Source organism: Homoserinimonas flava, assembly GCF_054969005.1.
This window is the reverse complement of the sequence record NZ_JBUEQS010000002.1, coordinates 185,013-200,689: the sequence shown is the minus strand read 5'-3', so window position 1 is coordinate 200,689 and position 15,677 is coordinate 185,013. Positions and strand designations below refer to the sequence as shown.

The following is a 15,677-nucleotide window of genomic DNA, read 5'->3' as shown; positions in this document are numbered from 1 at the left end:
CCGGCCGCGCAGTGCGCGGCCGGGACACGGGTGAGTGATCAGTTGACCTCGTCGGGGTGGGCGCTCACGCGGCCATCCCGATCGAGAGCCGTGATGGCCGAAACCTCGCCCGACGTGAGCTCGAAGCCGAAGACATCGAAGTTCTCGGCCATGCGCTCACTGCGGTTCGACTTGGGAAAGACGATGTTGCCCCGCTGCAGGTGCCAGCGGATGACCGCCTGCGCCGGCGTCACACCGTGCGCGGCGGCGGCATCGGCGACGGCGGGCTCATCGAAGAGCGGGTACTTGCCCTGCCCAAGCGGGCCCCACGCCTCAATCGCGATGCCCTTGTCGCGGCAGAATGCGGCCACACCGGGCTGTTGGTATGCGGGGTGCAACTCGATCTGGTTGACGGCGGGAACAACATCCGTCGCCTCGAGCAGCTTCTCAAGGTGCGGCACGAGAAAGTTGGAGACACCGATCGACTTGGTGAGCCCGTCCTCCTGGAACTGCTCGAGTGAGCGCCACGCATCGACGTAAAGGTTGTTCGCCGGCGCTGGCCAGTGGATGAGGTACAGGTCGACGGCATCGAGGCCAAGCTTCGAGAGGCTCGACTCGATTGCCGCGCGCGAACGGTCGGTGGCCTGCTCGGTGATCCACTGCTTCGTCGTGATGAACAGCTCGTCACGCGGGATGCCGGAGGCGGCGAGCGCACGGCCGACACCCTCCTCATTGCCATAAATCGCGGCGGTGTCAATGTGGCGGTAGCCGGCCTCAAGCGCCTCGCTGACGATGCGTTCGGTCTCGGCCGGGTCAACCTGAAACACCCCGAAGCCGAGCTGGGGGATTTGATGGCCGGAGTTGAGCGTGATGGTGGGAACAGTCATCGTTCTATCGTGCCACGCGGCGCCTCGCGCACCTCACACGTGACGTTCATCCGGGCCGTTATACGCGCTGAGCGGACGGATGAGGGAGTTCGCCTCGAGCTGCTCCATAACGTGTGCCGTCCACCCGGTGACGCGCGCCGCGACAAACAGCGGAGTGAACATTTCGGTGTCGAAGCCCATGAGGTTGTAGGCGGGGCCGCTCGGGTAATCGAGGTTTGGCTTAATGTTCTTACGCTCATTCATCGCCGCTTCGAGGCGATCGTAGAGTTCTGCGACCTCCGGTCGCTCATAGTGCGCGACGAGGGTGTCAAGTGCCGCCTTCATGGTCGGCACGCGCGAATCGCCGCTCTTGTAGACACGGTGACCGAAGCCCATGATTTTGCGCTTCTCGGCGAGCGCCGCGTCAAGCCACTCTTCGGTGCGCTCAGGGATCACGATCTCCTCAAAGACCTGCATGACCGCTTCGTTGGCGCCACCGTGCAGCGGGCCCTTCAGCGCGCCGATCGCCGCAACGACCGCGCTGTAGATGTCGCTGAGTGTTGAGGTGACCACGCGGGCGGTGAAGGTGGAGGCGTTGAACGAATGCTCCGCGTAGAGAATCATCGACACGTCGAACGCCTCGACAACGACCGCCTCTGGCACCTCGCCGAACGTCATGTGGAGAAAGTTGGCCGAATACGAGAGGTCATCGCGCGGCTCGACGAGGTCCTCGCCGCGGCGGCGACGCTGGTCGTACGCGATGATCGCCGGAATGCGGGCGAATAGCCCTGCAGCGCGGCGCAGGTTTGCCTCGGCGTCGGCGGCCGACGCCATACTGGGCACCGTGTCATCCTGGGCCCCAATCACGCTGACGGCCGTGCGCACGACGTCCATCGGATGCGCCGTCTCTGGCAACTCGTCGATGATGCGTTTGATGACGGGGTCGAGGTGGCGCTGAGCACGTTCGAGCGCCTGGAACTCCTCCAGCTGCACGGGCGTCGGCAGTTCGCCATGCCACAGCAGGTAGGCGACCTCCTCGAAGATGCACTGCGCGGCGAGCTCCTGCACGGGGTAGCCGCGGTAGAGCAGCGAGTTGGTTTCTGGGTTGACCTTGGAGATGGCGGTGCTGTCGGCGATGACGCCGGCGAGACCCTTGCGGATCTCTTGGGCTGCGTTCTCAGTCATGACACTCCTTCGTGGTGGTGGTTCATGAAGCGTGGCGGATGCCCGGCTCAGTGCCGACCGGGAACGGTGAAGTTGAACACTCCCTCGTCAAAGGAGTTATACCCCGCATAGTCGACAAGTTCGTAGAGTCGAGCCCTCGTGAGCATGTCGGGCACGGCGGCCTCCTGCGTTCCGTCGGCGACGAGAGTGTCGAGCACCCGCTCGGCGGCCCCCATCGCGGCGCGGAGGAGCGTCACCGGATAGATGACGATGTTCACGCCGACATCCCGCAGCTGCGTTGTGGTGAAGAGTGCGCTCTTGCCGAACTCGGTCATATTGGCGAGGATCGGCACGTCGATCCCCGCGCGCACAGCCTCAAACTCGGCGAGGTCGGCCATCGCTTCGGGAAAGATGGCGTCGGCCCCGGCATCAACGAGGGCTTTTGCGCGGTCGATCGCGGCCGCGAGACCACCAGGGCCCGGAATGGTGCCCCGGATGTCGGTGCGCGCCATGATGAGCAGGTTCGGGTCGCGTCGCGTCTCGGCCGCCGCCCGCACACGTTTGATCGCGGTGCTGTCGTCGACCACAGCCTTGCCGTCGAGGTGGCCGCACCGCTTCGGGTTCACCTGGTCTTCAATGTGCACCCCGGCGACGCCGGCATCCTCAAGCTCGTGAATGGTGCGGGCGACGTTCATGGGTTCGCCGAAGCCCGTGTCGATGTCGACGAGTGACGGGAGGTCGGTCATCCGGCTGATCTGGCCCGCCCGCTGGGCGACCTCGGTGAGGGTCGTGAGGCCGATGTCGGGCAGGCCGAGCTCATTGCTCAGCACGGCGCCCGAAATGTAGACGCCCTCGAAGCCCTTCTCCTCGATGAGCCTCGTGCTCAGCGGGGTGAATGAGCCGGGGAACCGTTGGAGTTCGCCGCTTGCGAGACGCTCCCGCAGGCCGGCGCGCTTTTCGGCGGGGGTCTTGGTGGAGTACAGCATCAGAAAATCCCTCGGGTGGTGTTGCGCGGCAGTTCGGCGTTGATGGTGAGACCGAAAAGCTCGTCGGCGGTGAGGTCGGGCAGGCGCTGGGCGGTGTCGAGGAAGCGCTCGATCTCCTCCGGCTCGAGCACGTCGGCGGCGAGGCTGCGGAACTTCTGCACGTACTGCTCGCGCGCGAACGGCTTCGCGCCGAGCGGATGCGCGTCAGCGACGGCGATCTCGTCAACGACGCGGCTGCCGTCGGTGAGTTCGATCTCGACGCGGCCGCCAAACGCCTTCTCGCTGATGTCGGCGGAGTGGTAGCGGCGCGTCCACTCGGCGTCTTCGAGGGTTGTGACCTTGTGCCACAGCGCCACCGTGTCGGGCCGGCCGGCGCGCGCGGGGGCGTAGGAGTCGACGTGGTGCCAGCTGCCGTCTTGCAGGGCGACCGCAAAGATGTACGGGATCGAATGGTCGAGCGTCTCGCGGCTTGCGGTCGGGTCGTACTTCTGCGGGTCGTTCGCGCCCGAACCGATGACGTAGTGCGTGTGGTGGGAAGTGTGGAGCACGACGCTGCGGATGTTCGCGGGGTCGCGCAATTCGGGGCGCTCGGTGCCGAGCTTGCGGGCGAGGTCGATCCAGGCCTGCGCCTGATATTCGGCCGAATGCTCTTTTGTGTAGGTGTCGAGGATGGCGCGACGCACCTCTCCTCGCTCGGGCAGGGGCACCTCGTAGCGCCCTTCCGGGCCGTCGAGCAGCCATGAGATGACGCCGTCTTCGCCCTCGTAGATGGGGGTGGGGCTGGTCTGGCCGCGCATCGCACGGTCGACGGCTTCGACCGCCATCTTGCCGGCGAAGGCGGGGGCGTGGGCCTTCCAGGTGGAAATTTCGCCCTTGCGCGACTGGCGGGTCGCGGTCGTGGTGTGGAGGGCCTGGCCGACCGCCTGGAAGATGGTTTCGGTGTCGAGGCCGAGAAGGGTGCCGATGCCGGCGGCGGCGCTCGGGCCGAGGTGGGCGACGTGGTCGATCTTGTGCTTGTGCAGGCTGATGGCTTTGACCAGGTCAACCTGAATTTCGTAGCCCGTGACGATGCCGCGGAGCAGGTCGTCCCCCGTGCGGCGGGTGTGCTGGGCCACCGCGAGGATGGGCGGGATGTTGTCGCCGGGGTGCGAGTATTCGGCGGCGAGGAACGTGTCGTGGTAGTCGAGTTCGCGCACGGCGACGCCGTTGGCCCAGGCGGCCCACTCGGGGCTCACCCGAGTCGTCGTGCCGAAGACGGTCGATCCCGGTTCGAATCCGCCGTGCCGTTCGGCCTGTTCGCGGGCTGAGACGACGGGGGCGCGGGTGAGGCTGGCGGCGGCGACGGCAGCGTTGTCGATCACGCGGTTGATGACCATGTCGGTGACCTCGGAGGTCACCTCGACGCGCTCAGCGGCGACCTCGGCGATCTTGTGGGCGAGCTGGTCTTCGCGGGCGAGGTTCTCGTCACTGCGGTAGGTGCGGACGGGGTGGAGCTTCACGAGGCGGTCCTTTCGAGGGGGGCAGGTTCTTTGGTTTCTGCCGCCGCGAGCGCGTTCACGAGGGCGTTGTGGAGGTGGACGTGGGTGGCGTGGGCGGCAAGGTCTTGGTCGCCGGCGATGATGGCCTGCACGATGAGGAGGTGTTCGGCGGCGGCCCGCTGCAGGCGGGCGCTGTCGTCTTTCGCAAGCCGGCGCACGCGCACGAGGTGGGTGCGGAGCGATCTCAGCGCGGCAACGAGGTACGGGTTCTGCACCGCGTCGTCGAGAGCGGCGTCGAAGCGGGCAACGAGGTCGTAGTAGTCGTGGCGGGCGGGATCGTCGGCGGCGAGGAGCTGCGGGGCGGCGATGAACTCGGCTTCGAGCGCGGCGAAGGTCGCGGCATCCGCTCGCCCGGCGGCGAGACGTGCGGCTTGTTCTTCGAGGGCGCGACGCACTTCAAAGAGTTCGCGGATGTTCGCGACCGAGACGTCGGTGACGACGAGACCTCTCCCCGCCTGTGGCGCGACGAGCCCGTCGGCGGCGAGGCGGGAGAGGGCCTCGCGAAGGGGGGTGCGGCTGACGCCGAGCCGCTCCGCCTGCTCGACTTCGCCGAGCACGGTGCCGGGCGGGAGCGCCCAGTCGATGATGTCGCTGCGGAGGGCACGGTATGCGCGGTCTGAGGCTCGCATTGCAACTCCGTTCGGCTTCGGGGACACTTCCACTGTATACACAATGTGCTGATCTGCGCATTCTTGCCGCTGAATCGGGGCCAGAACTGATTCGGATGTATACATACTGGGGCGACGCTGCCGCCAGATGTCGTGTTTGTCTTTGGCACCGCGGAGACCTTTCCGGTCGCCGACTCGGTCGCGTCGGCGCGGCTCGAACGGCATGGCGTGGTGACGTTCGGGTCGGTTGCGGTGGATGGTTCCGCTGCGTCGCTCCCACAGGTGTTGAAGCCATGCCAGTTCGGTCTCAATGGCGTTGAGCGCGTCTGCTTCGAGGCGGTAGTACCGCTCAGTGAAGTCGGGTCTGCGCTCAAGCCATCCATGCTCGAGCAGCATCCGCAGATGGCGGGCAACGGCAGGCCGTGTGACGCCAAACTCGCTCTCGATCATGGAGGAAATCATCCCCGAGGGATGCTCTCCGCTTGCGAGTATTTCGACGATCCGTCGGCGGATCGGTTCGGACATGAGCTGGAACGGATGCATCGCAGCACCCCATCATGCGGAGGGCCCCCGCCGTCGCGAGCCCCTGCCGACCGAGCACTTTGAATTCTCGGCCAACCGGTGGAGGAGCTAACACCCAGGTGAGGTGGGTCTCTTTCCCGTATGCCACTTGCGCCTTACGTAAGGCGCAAGTGGCATACGAAAAACGGGCACCCCGACCAGCGAACTCGGGCCGGCGCGGGTGCCGTGTCGGCGACCAGCGGCGACGCAAGAAACCCCTTGACAAAGTTACTTGTTTTTTGCAAGCTAATGGTGCTTGTGGGGGCACCGGGCAGCACACCATCCACCACCACCGGAACCAGCAGGAGAAAATCATGAGCACCGACATTTTCGTCAACCTCCCCACGACCGACCTCGAACGCTCGAAGGCATTCTTCGAAGGGGTCGGGTGGAGCATCAACCCCATGTTCACCGATGAGAACGCAACCTGCGTTGTCATCGACGAGCACCTCTACCTCATGATGCTCACGCCCACGTTCTTCGCCACCTTCACCGACAAGCCGATCTCCGACCCGCACACGAGCCTTCAGGTCTCGGTTGCACTGAGCCGCGAATCGCGCGAAGCCGTCGACGCCTTCATGGAGAAAGCGCTCGCGGCCGGGGCCACCGAACCCAGGGAACCACAGGACTACGGCTTCATGTACTCGCGCGACTTCGACGACCCAGACGGCAACTCATTCGGCGTGCTCTACATGGACCCCGTCGCCGCCGCACAAGGCCCAGAGGCGTACATGGCGCAGCAGACCCAGGACGCCTAAACCGCATGGCAGCCCGGAACTACGGCCAGTACTGCGGCGTCGTCACCGCCCTCGAGATTGTCGGCGAACGGTGGGCACTCCTCATCGTTCGCGACCTCCTCGTCGGCCCGCGGCGCTACACGGACCTGAAAGCCGGGCTGCCGCGCATCCCCACCAATATCCTCAGCACCCGCCTCAAAGAACTGCAAGACGCCGGCGTCATCCGCCGCGTGCCACTCACCCACCGCGGCCTCATCTACGAACTCACCGACTACGGCCGCGGGCTTGAAGAGGTCGTGCTCGCCCTCGGCCGGTGGGGGTTCCAAGCGATGGGCGACCCGGCCGACGGCGACGTCGTGACGAACGACTCCATGACGATGGCGTTTCGCACCGCCTTCAGGTCGGATGCCGCGGCACACCTTCCCCGCACCGTCTACGAAGTCCACCTCGGCGCCGTGCAGCTCAGGCTCCGCGTCGGCCCCGAAGGACTCCACATCGCCCCGGCTCCCGGCACCACCGCCGTGCCCGTCCCGGCATCGCACCGGGTACTCGACGAACCGGACCTCGTGATCGTTGCCGGGCCGCGCATCCGCCTGCTCATCTCCGGCGAGCTCACCCCGGCAGAAGCGCTCGCGGCTGCCATCGTGCAGGTGGCCCACGGCGACCCTGCGCTGCTCGACCGCTTCGCACACACCTTCCACCTCGCGCCCATGCAGGAGAAGCCCGCGGCATAGGATGGAAGGCTCATGACTGCCGCCATCCCTCCCGCCGACGCCACACCGGTGCGGGTCACCTACCCGGAGGACCTGCCGGTCAGTCAGCGGCGTGACGACATCTCGGCGGCCATCCGCGACCACCAGGTGGTCATCGTGGCGGGGGCGACCGGCTCCGGCAAGACAACGCAGCTGCCAAAGATGCTGCTTCAGCTTGGCTACACGAGCATCGGCCACACGCAGCCGCGCCGCATCGCGGCCCGCACCATCGCCGAGCGCATCGCCGAAGAACTCGGCGAAGAGGTCGGCGGCACCGTCGGCTACCAGGTGCGCTTCACCGACCGCACCGCCAAGGGCACCCGCATCAAGCTGATGACGGACGGCATCCTGCTCAACGAGATCCACCGCGACCGCCTGCTGCGCAAATACGACGCCATCATCATCGACGAGGCGCACGAGCGCAGCCTCACGATCGACTTCTTGCTCGGCTACCTCAAGCAGCTCCTCCCCCGGCGGCCCGAACTCAAGATCGTCATTACCTCAGCAACGATCGACCCGGAAAGCTTCGCCACCCACTTCGCCGCCGCCGACGGCTCGCCCGCCCCGATCATCGAGGTGAGCGGGCGCACCTATCCCGTCGAGATCCGCTACCGGCCATTGGCCCCGGATGCCGAAACCGACGACCCCGATGAACCTTCGGAAATTCAGGAAACGGCGCCCCCGGCGGCCCGCAACACCCGGCATTCGGGTGGCTCGGGGACGAATCTCCTGAATTCTCGTGGTGTGCCGTCCGCGGCCGAGCCGCTCGACCTCTTCGACGGCATCAACGCCGGCATCGACGAGCTCGCGCGGGAGGGCAGCGGCGACATCCTCGTGTTCCTCAGCGGGGAGAACGAGATCCGCGACGCCGAGGATGCGATCCGGGCGCGGAACCTTCCCGGCACCGAAGTGCTCCCTCTGTATGGGCGGCTCAGTGCGGCCGATCAGCACCGCGTGTTCCAGCGGGGGTCAACCCCGGGCATCCGTCGCCGCATTGTGCTCGCGACGAACGTTGCCGAAACCTCCCTCACGGTGCCCGGCATCAAGTATGTGATCGACGCCGGCACCGCCCGCATCAGCCGCTACAGCGTGCGGGCGAAGATCCAGCGCCTGCCGATCGAGGCGATCTCGCAGGCCTCAGCGAACCAGCGTTCGGGTCGCTCCGGCCGCACGAGCGACGGCATCGCCATCCGCCTGTACTCGGAGCAGGACTTCGAAAAGCGCCCCGAGTTCACCGACCCCGAAATCCTCCGCACCAACCTTGCCGCCGTCATCCTGCAGATGATCTCACTCGGCCTCGGGGCGATCGAAGACTTCCCGTTTTTGCAGCCACCGGATGCCCGCGGCATCCGCGACGGCCTCGACCTGCTGCGGGAGCTCGGCGCAGTCGAGGCAGGCAAGGCTGGCGACTCGACCCCGCGCATCACGAAGATCGGCCGCCAGCTCTCGCAGCTGCCGATCGACCCGCGCCTCGCCCGCATGGTGATCGAGTCTGGTCGCCACGGCGTCACACGCGAGGTCATGGCGATCGTCGCGGGCCTCAGCATCCAGGACCCGCGCGAACGCCCGCTCGAGAAGCGCCCGCAGGCCGATCAGCTGCACGCGCGCTTCGTCGACAAGACGAGCGACTTTCTCACCATGCTCAACCTCTGGAACCACCTCAAAGAGCAGGAGAAGGCCCTCAGCGGCAACCAGTTTCGGCGCCTCTGCAAGGCCGAATACCTCAACTATTTGCGGGTGCGGGAGTGGGCGGATGTCTTCCGCCAACTCGAACGCATGGCGAAGCCCCTCGGGCTGACGATGGGCGAGCCGGGTAACGACGGGGTGGGCATCCACAAATCGATCATGGCGGGGCTGCTGAGCCAGCTCGGGGTTCGCGACGACACCGTCGCGGCCGCGAGTGGCAAAGGGAGCAACGACCGCGATCGGCCCCGCAACAAGAAGGGCGACTACATCGGGGCGCGGCAGGTGCGCTTCTCGGTGTTTCCAGGCTCGGCGCTCGCGAAGAAGCAGCCGGCCGAAATCATGTCGGCCGAGCTTGTTGAGACCAGTCGGCTCTTCGCCCGGATGAACGCCGCCGTCGATCTCGCGTGGGCCGAACCGCTCGCGAGCGATCTTGTGAAGCGTCAGTACGGTGAGCCCCACTGGGAGAAGAAGCAGGGGGCGGCGGTCGCCTACGAACGCGTCACCCTGTACGGCGTGCCGATCGTCGCACGTCGCCGGGTGCAGCTCGCCCGGATTGACCGCGAGCAGGCGCGCGAGTTCTTTCTCCGCCACGCCCTCGTCGAGGGCGAGTGGGAGATCGACCGCCTCGACAAGCGGCTCACATCCTTCGATCGGGCCAACCGGGCGCTGCGCCGGCAGCTGTCCGACGTCGAGGAGCGCACCCGACGGCGGGACATCCTGCTCGACGATGAAGTGGTCTTCGAGTTCTACGACCGACACATTCCCGCCGAGGTATGCACGCAGCGGGATTTCGAATCCTGGTGGAAGCGCACCCTCGCCGACACCCCTGAGCTCCTTACGATGACGCGTGACGACCTGCTCGAGGGCTCGGATGCTGCGCCAGAACTGCTCGAAAGCGACTACCCGAAATGGTGGCATCAGGGCGACCAGCGTCTCAGGCTCAGCTACCGCTTCGAGCCCGGCGCGAATGATGACGGTGTGACGGTGCAGGTGCCGCTCGCCCTCCTCGCTCGCCTCTCCCCCGCCGGCTTCGACTGGCAGGTGCCCGGCCTTCGCGCCGATCTCGTTGCCGCCCTCATCAAAGCGCTGCCGAAGGCGATCAGGCGCAACGTGGTTCCGGCCGGCGACTGGGCCCGCAAGCTCATCGCCGACCTGCCGGATGAGCTTGACCCGACCGAGATGCCGCTCACGGAATATCTCGCGCGAGAGATCCAGCGCCGCACCTACACACCCGTGGTGGTCGAGGATTTCGAGCTTGAGCGGGTGCCTGGACACCTGCTCGTGACGTTCGCCGTCGTCGGCGAGCACGGTCGCGAGCTGGCCAGATCGAAAGACCTCCTCGCGCTGCAGGCGAAACTGCGGGAGCGCGCCAGAGAGAGCGTTGCCAGGGTGCATGCGCGCGCCGAGCCGCCCCGCACCGCAACCGGTCCCGGCGATGCACCAGCCGGTGGCCCGGCAGCGGTCGGCGCGGCGCGACCCGGCGCCGCCCATGCCGCGACGATCGAACGCTCTGGCCTCACCTCGTGGGATTTCGACGCGCTCCCCGCCGTGCTCGACACCCGCGTCGCCGGCAATGTGGTCCGCGCCTACCCGGCCCTCGTCGATGAGGGTGCCACGGTCGCCGTCCGGCTCATGGCGACGCAACTCGACCAGGCGCGGGAGCACCGCCGCGGCGTGCGCCGGCTGCTCCAGCTCAGCATTCCCACGCCCGCCGCCTACGTGCAGCAGCACCTCACGGCCGCCGAAAAGCTGAGCCTCGCCGCGAGCCCGTACCGGTCGACGCAGGCGCTGTTCGATGACGCGATGGCAGCAACCCTCGACGCCGTCATCGACGCCACGCCCGCGACCGAAACGCCGGATGCCACGCCCCTCCCCTGGGCCCGCGCCGAGTTCGACGCCCTCCGCGACCGCGCATCGGCCGGCATCGTCGATGGAGTCTTCTCCGCGGTCTCACTCACCGCGAAGTCCCTTGCGGCTGCCCGGGAGGCCGAGAAGGCGATCAAGGGCGCCGCAAGCATGGCCCTGATCGCACCGCTCGCCGACGCCCGCGAGCAGCTTGAGGCGCTTGTTCACCCCGGGTTTGTGGGGCTCGCCGGGGTGGAGCGACTCCGCCGCATCCCGCTCTACCTCGCCGGCATCACCCACCGGGTCGACCGTCTTGCCGACAACCTGGGCCGCGACCGCGCCTGGATGGCCGACGTGCAGGCGGCCACCGCGCTGTATGTGAAGGCCGGCGGAACCCTGCCGCTCACCCGCGAGCTCGCCGACGACCCGGCCGGCGCGGAGCTTGTCCGCGTGCGCTGGATGCTCGAGGAGTTGCGCGTCAGCCTCTTCGCGCAGCACCTCGGCACGACCGGCCCGGTGTCGCTGCAGCGCATCCAGAAGGCTCTCGCGCGCTGAACCATCGAGCGAGACAATAGCCTCATGGATGCCACAGTCAGCGAGTTCATCGAGCAGGTCACGCCCGAGAAGCGCAAGCGCGACGCCCACACGCTCCTCGCCATGATGGCGGAACTCACGGGCGAGCAGCCCTACCTCTGCTACAAGACCATCATCGGCTTCGGCACCCACCACTACCGCTACGAGAGCGGGCGCGAAGGCGACGCCCCCATCGCGGCCTTCGCGCCACGCAAGGCCGCATCGACGGTCTACCTAACCGAGGACACGGCGCTGTACTCGGACCTTTTGGAGAAGCTCGGCCCGCACACCCTCGGTCAGAGGGTGTGCCTCTACATGCGAGACCTCGAAAAGGTCGACCTCGATGTGCTCGACCAGATCCTTCGCCGCTCGCACGAGCTGGCGCTCAAGGGCATCGCTGATTGAGTAGCGCCTACTTCGTCGACGCCGCCTGCTTCGCGTTGACCTCGTATGAGGTGTTGGTCGACTCGAAGAAGTTGACGAGCTCGAGGGTGTCGTTCGCGGTCGCCATCCACTTCGCCGGGTTCGTGACCTTGTAGTGCGCTTCGAAACCGAGCTCTTCAAGACGGCGGTCAGCGAGGTACTTGACGTACTGGTTGATGTAGTTGGCGTTGAGGCCGAGGATGCCGCCGGGGAGCAGGTCGTGGTTATACGCCTCCTCCATTTCGACGGCGTCGAGGATCATCTGGCGGATCTCGTCGGCAAATTCGGCCGTCTGCAGCTCAGGGTTCTCTTCGAGCACCGTGAGGATGAGGTTGATACCGAACTTGAGGTGCAGGCTTTCGTCGCGCACCACCCAGTCCATGAGCGAACCGAAGTTGCGGAGCAGGTTCCGCTGGCGGAACGAGAGGGCGACCATGAAGCCCGAATAGAACCAGATGCCCTCGAGGATGACGTTGTAGGCGACAAGGTTGCGCACGAAGTCTTGTTTGCCTTCGAGGGTGGTGATGTCGAGGGTTTGCTCGCTCATCCGCTTGATGAACTTGACCTCGAATTCCTCCTTGCGCGCCATCGACGGGATGTCGACGTGGGCCGCGTAGGCCTCTTCGCGGTTGATGGGAAAGGTCTCGAGCACGTATTCGAACGACATGCAGTGGTTCGCTTCTTCCCACATCTGCTTGGCGAGGTAGAGGTGCGCCTCGGCCGAGTTGATGTACGGGTAGACACCGAACGCGAGTGCCTTGTTGACGAGCAGCTCGTTCGGGTTGAAGTAGCTCATGAGGAAGGTCACCGCGTGGCGCTCTTCATCGGTCATCTTCTTGAAGTCGGCGATGTCTTCGCCGAGCTGGATCTCGTTGGGGAACCAGGTGTTCGCGACGGCCTGGTCGTAGAGGTCCATGGCCCACTGGTACTTGATCGGCTTGAGCAGGAGGCCCTCTTGGATGCCGGTGCCGAGAATTCCCATGTCTACTTCATCTGCTTTCTGATGCTGATCGGATGCCTGTGGGCCATGATGCCCCGTGAAGATGCGTGTGCGCTGCTGCTACTGGCAGCTGTCGCACTGCAGGTCGTCCATGGGGTCGACCGGAACGTAGTATTCGTCGGTGGCGACGCCCGTGCTGTGCTCGTTCATCAGGCGCCTTCCTTCGGGGCGACGCTGCCGAAGCCACGGCGCGCGGGCGCTGAGACCGCTGGTGCGGCGGAGGGCTCGGCGCTCACCGGAGCAGCAACGCCCGGAGCAGCAACGCCCGGCGCCGCGCTCGGGGCCACCGCTGGGGTCGCCCCGGCCGGAGCCGCCGCGACGACGGGGTTGACCGCGGGTGCGGTGGTCGACGCCGAGCCGAAGCCGCGCTTGGGGCCACCGCCGGAGATCTCCTCCGACTTGTTCACCTTGACGGTGGACTGTTCGGCTTGGTGCCGCGGCTTCATGTGCAGGTAGTACGTGGTCTTGACGCCACGCTCCCAGGCCGCGTAGTAGATGTCCATCATCTCGCCGAGGTCACGCGTTTCGAGGTACATGTTGCGGCTGATGGCCTGGTCGATCCACTTCTGCGCGCGCGCCGCAACCTCGATGAAGGCGTAGGGCGAGAGCTGGAAGCTCGTCTTGTAGACCTCCTGCAGGTGTGTGGGGATGGTCGAAACCCGCGAAATGTCGCCCTGGCTGCGGAGGATGTCCTCGCGCACCGACTCCCACAGGCCGAGCTTCTGCAGGTCTGCGACGAGGTTGCGGTTGACCTCAAGGAACTTGCCGTTCGAGGTGGAGCGGCTGAAAATCTGCGAGAACTGCGGGTCGAGGCCGGGGGTGGTGCCGGCGACAAGACCGATGGATGCGGTCGGCGCGATGGCCATGAGGGTCGCGTTGCGCATGCCGCCCTTGACCTTCTCGCGCATCGCATCCCAGTCGAGGCGGGTCGTGCGGTTGACCTTGATCTCGATGCCGCGATCCTGCTCGGTGAGCGCGATGCTGTCGAGCGGCACGAGGCCCTGCGCCCAGCGCGAACCGGCGAAGTTCTCGTAGGCGCCACGCTCCTGGGCGAGGTCGGCACTTTCGTCGATCGCCGCGTAGGAGACGTGCTCCATGATTTCGTCGATGAGGTCGTAGGCCTCTTCGCTCTCGTAGCTGAAACCGTGCTTCTCGACGATGTCGGTGAAGCCCATGACGCCGAGACCGACGGCGCGGTTCTGCTGGTTGGAGAAGTCCGCCTCCTTCACCGAGGAGCGGGTGATGTCGATGAGGTTGTCGAGTTGGCGCACCGCGATGCGGGCGCTCTCGGCGATCTTCACGAAGTCCATGCTGACCTTGCCGGTCGCCTCATCGACAAGCAGGTGACGGCTGAGGTTGATCGACGCGAGGTTGCAGACCGACACGTTGTCTTCGTCTTGCGGCAGCGTGATCTCGGTGCAGAGGTTGGAGAGGTGGATCGTGCCGGTGTTGTTGTTGAGGGCACGGTTGTTGATCGTGTCTTTCCAGGTGAGCCACGGGTGGCTCGTGCCCTGGAGGGAGATAAGGATCGCCTTGAACTGCTCGCGCGCCTTGATGACTTTGTGCATCCGCAGTTCGCCGTTTTTTGCCATCTCCACGTACTCCGCGTAGCGCGCCGAGAAGGCGGCACCGTAGAGCTCGTTGAGGTCGGCGACCTCGAGCGGGTCGAACAGGTACCAGTCGTCGTCGAGCTGCACGCGCTTCATGAACTCGTCGCTGATCCACACCGCCGTGTTGGCCGTGCGGGTGCGGCGGTAGGGGTCACCGGAGTTTTGGCGCAGGTCCAAGAACTCGGGGAAGTCCATGTGCCAGTTCTCCATGTAGAAGCAGAGGGCACCGAACTTTTTGCCGCCGCGGCTGACGGCACGCAGGATCGAGTCGATCGTGTGCATGAACGGGATCGGGCCCGTCGAGCTCGTGTTGTTGGAGCGGATGGGCGAACCCTGCGCACGGAGCTTCGTGACCGAAAGGCCGATGCCGCCCGTGCCCTTCGTGAGCCACATGACATCGCGCGTGGTCTTCGCGATGTGCTCCATGTCGTCTTGCATCTCCATGACGAAGCAGTTCGCGAGCTGCGGGTAGATGGTGCCGGCGTTGACGAGGGTCGAACCCGCGGCGAGGTACTCAAGGGTCGACATCTTGTTGTAGAACGCGATTGCCGTGCCGTTGGGGTCTGCCTCGTTGAGGGAGAGGCCCATGGCGATGCGCATCCAGAAGTACTGGGGCACCTCAAGTGCGTCGCCGTTGCGGCCCTTGATGCCGTAGCGGTTGTTCAGCGTGACGACGCCGATGTACTTGAGGAGCGCGTCGTGCGTGGGGTCGAGCGCGGCGGCGAGACGGTCGAGGTCGAAGAGCTCGACGAGGCGCGGGTCGAGGAGGCCCTCTTCGACGCCGCGGCGCACGTTGGGGCCGAAGTGCTCGAGGTGCAGGCGGCGCAGGTCGGCGTCGGACTCGTAGTCGCCGAGCACGCGCTTGTAGATGGTCTTGAGCAGGAGGCGGGCGGCGACCGTGTCGAACGCCGGGTCGTCTTTGACGTTCTGGAGCGCGACCTGGATGACCGCCTCGTCAAGCTGCTGCGTCGTGATGCCGTCGAAGAGCGTCAGCTCGAGTTCACTCGCGATCTGGGTGACCCACGTGATGTTCTCGTCGAGCCCCGTGCTCGCCTCTTCGATCGCCAGGTTGATCTTGTTGGCGTCGTATGGCTCCCGCGTGCCGTTGCGCTTGACTACCGTGATTCCCACGTTGCTCCCTCTTCGCGTCGATGACGCGTCCCGATTGTTCGTTGCTGCCTGCATTTGTTCGTTACTGCCTGCAGTGCGGTAGTCCGCCCCGCCCGGCCGCCGTTGGACGGTCAGGGCCGGCTCCCCGATGCCTCAATTGATGCCTGAATTCTCCGCATTCTTCGCGCCGCTCGGCCCTTCGTGCGATTCGGGCCTGTGCGACGGCGACTGCGGTTCGA

At 66.0% G+C, this 15,677-nt stretch carries 11 protein-coding genes and 1 pseudogene; 4 read left to right on the top strand and 8 right to left on the bottom strand.

Annotation, left to right across the window (positions count from 1 at the left end; all coding sequences use genetic code 11):
- Positions 1-38: 38 nt before the first annotated feature.
- The 6 genes and pseudogenes from ACY48M_RS06455 to ACY48M_RS13130 form a co-directional block, all read right to left on the bottom strand.
- A complete protein-coding gene (locus tag ACY48M_RS06455) occupies positions 39-866 on the bottom strand; it encodes an aldo/keto reductase (RefSeq protein ID WP_462819452.1) in 828 nt (275 codons plus the stop codon).
- Positions 867-899: 33 nt separating this feature from the next.
- Positions 900-2,030: a bifunctional 2-methylcitrate synthase/citrate synthase gene (locus ACY48M_RS06450; RefSeq protein WP_462819451.1), complete on the bottom strand. Its 1,131-nt coding sequence runs from the start codon at positions 2,028-2,030 to the stop codon at positions 900-902.
- Between the two features lie 47 nt (positions 2,031-2,077).
- Positions 2,078-2,995, bottom strand: a complete 918-nt coding sequence (prpB, locus tag ACY48M_RS06445; protein WP_462819450.1) for a methylisocitrate lyase — start codon at positions 2,993-2,995, stop codon at positions 2,078-2,080.
- A complete protein-coding gene (locus ACY48M_RS06440; RefSeq protein WP_462819449.1) occupies positions 2,995-4,494 on the bottom strand; it encodes an MmgE/PrpD family protein in 1,500 nt (499 codons plus the stop codon). The genes prpB and ACY48M_RS06440 overlap by 1 nt, the downstream gene beginning before the upstream one ends.
- Positions 4,491-5,162, bottom strand: coding sequence for a GntR family transcriptional regulator (locus ACY48M_RS06435; protein WP_462819879.1), 672 nt, complete (start codon positions 5,160-5,162; stop codon positions 4,491-4,493). The genes ACY48M_RS06440 and ACY48M_RS06435 overlap by 4 nt, the downstream gene beginning before the upstream one ends.
- Before the next feature lie 363 nt (positions 5,163-5,525).
- Positions 5,526-5,666: pseudogene (locus ACY48M_RS13130) on the bottom strand (helix-turn-helix domain-containing protein); the annotation flags it as partial.
- Between the two features lie 350 nt (positions 5,667-6,016).
- On the opposite strand from ACY48M_RS13130, the gene ACY48M_RS06430 reads away from it, so the two are divergent.
- Genes ACY48M_RS06430 through ACY48M_RS06415 form a run of 4 tightly spaced genes read left to right on the top strand, consistent with a single transcriptional unit; the run spans position 6,017 to position 11,700 of the window.
- Complete coding sequence (locus ACY48M_RS06430; protein WP_462819448.1) at positions 6,017-6,460, top strand: VOC family protein; 444 nt, start codon at positions 6,017-6,019, stop codon at positions 6,458-6,460.
- Between the two features lie 5 nt (positions 6,461-6,465).
- Positions 6,466-7,173 (top strand): winged helix-turn-helix transcriptional regulator, encoded by a 708-nt coding sequence (locus tag ACY48M_RS06425; RefSeq protein ID WP_462819447.1) that lies wholly within the window; start codon positions 6,466-6,468, stop codon positions 7,171-7,173.
- A 12-nt stretch (positions 7,174-7,185) separates the two neighbouring features.
- Positions 7,186-11,277: an ATP-dependent RNA helicase HrpA gene (gene hrpA / locus ACY48M_RS06420; protein WP_462819446.1), complete on the top strand. Its 4,092-nt coding sequence runs from the start codon at positions 7,186-7,188 to the stop codon at positions 11,275-11,277.
- Between the two features lie 24 nt (positions 11,278-11,301).
- A complete protein-coding gene (locus ACY48M_RS06415) occupies positions 11,302-11,700 on the top strand; it encodes a DUF1801 domain-containing protein (RefSeq protein ID WP_462819445.1) in 399 nt (132 codons plus the stop codon).
- A 7-nt stretch (positions 11,701-11,707) separates the two neighbouring features.
- Here ACY48M_RS06415 and ACY48M_RS06410 read toward each other — a convergent pair whose 3' ends face one another.
- The gene (locus tag ACY48M_RS06410) at positions 11,708-12,700 is read right to left on the bottom strand and encodes a ribonucleotide-diphosphate reductase subunit beta (protein WP_462819444.1); all 993 of its coding nucleotides are present in this window, start codon (positions 12,698-12,700) and stop codon (positions 11,708-11,710) included.
- Between the two features lie 167 nt (positions 12,701-12,867).
- Positions 12,868-15,459 (bottom strand): ribonucleoside-diphosphate reductase subunit alpha, encoded by a 2,592-nt coding sequence (locus ACY48M_RS06405; RefSeq protein ID WP_462819443.1) that lies wholly within the window; start codon positions 15,457-15,459, stop codon positions 12,868-12,870.
- Positions 15,460-15,677 lie beyond the last annotated feature (218 nt).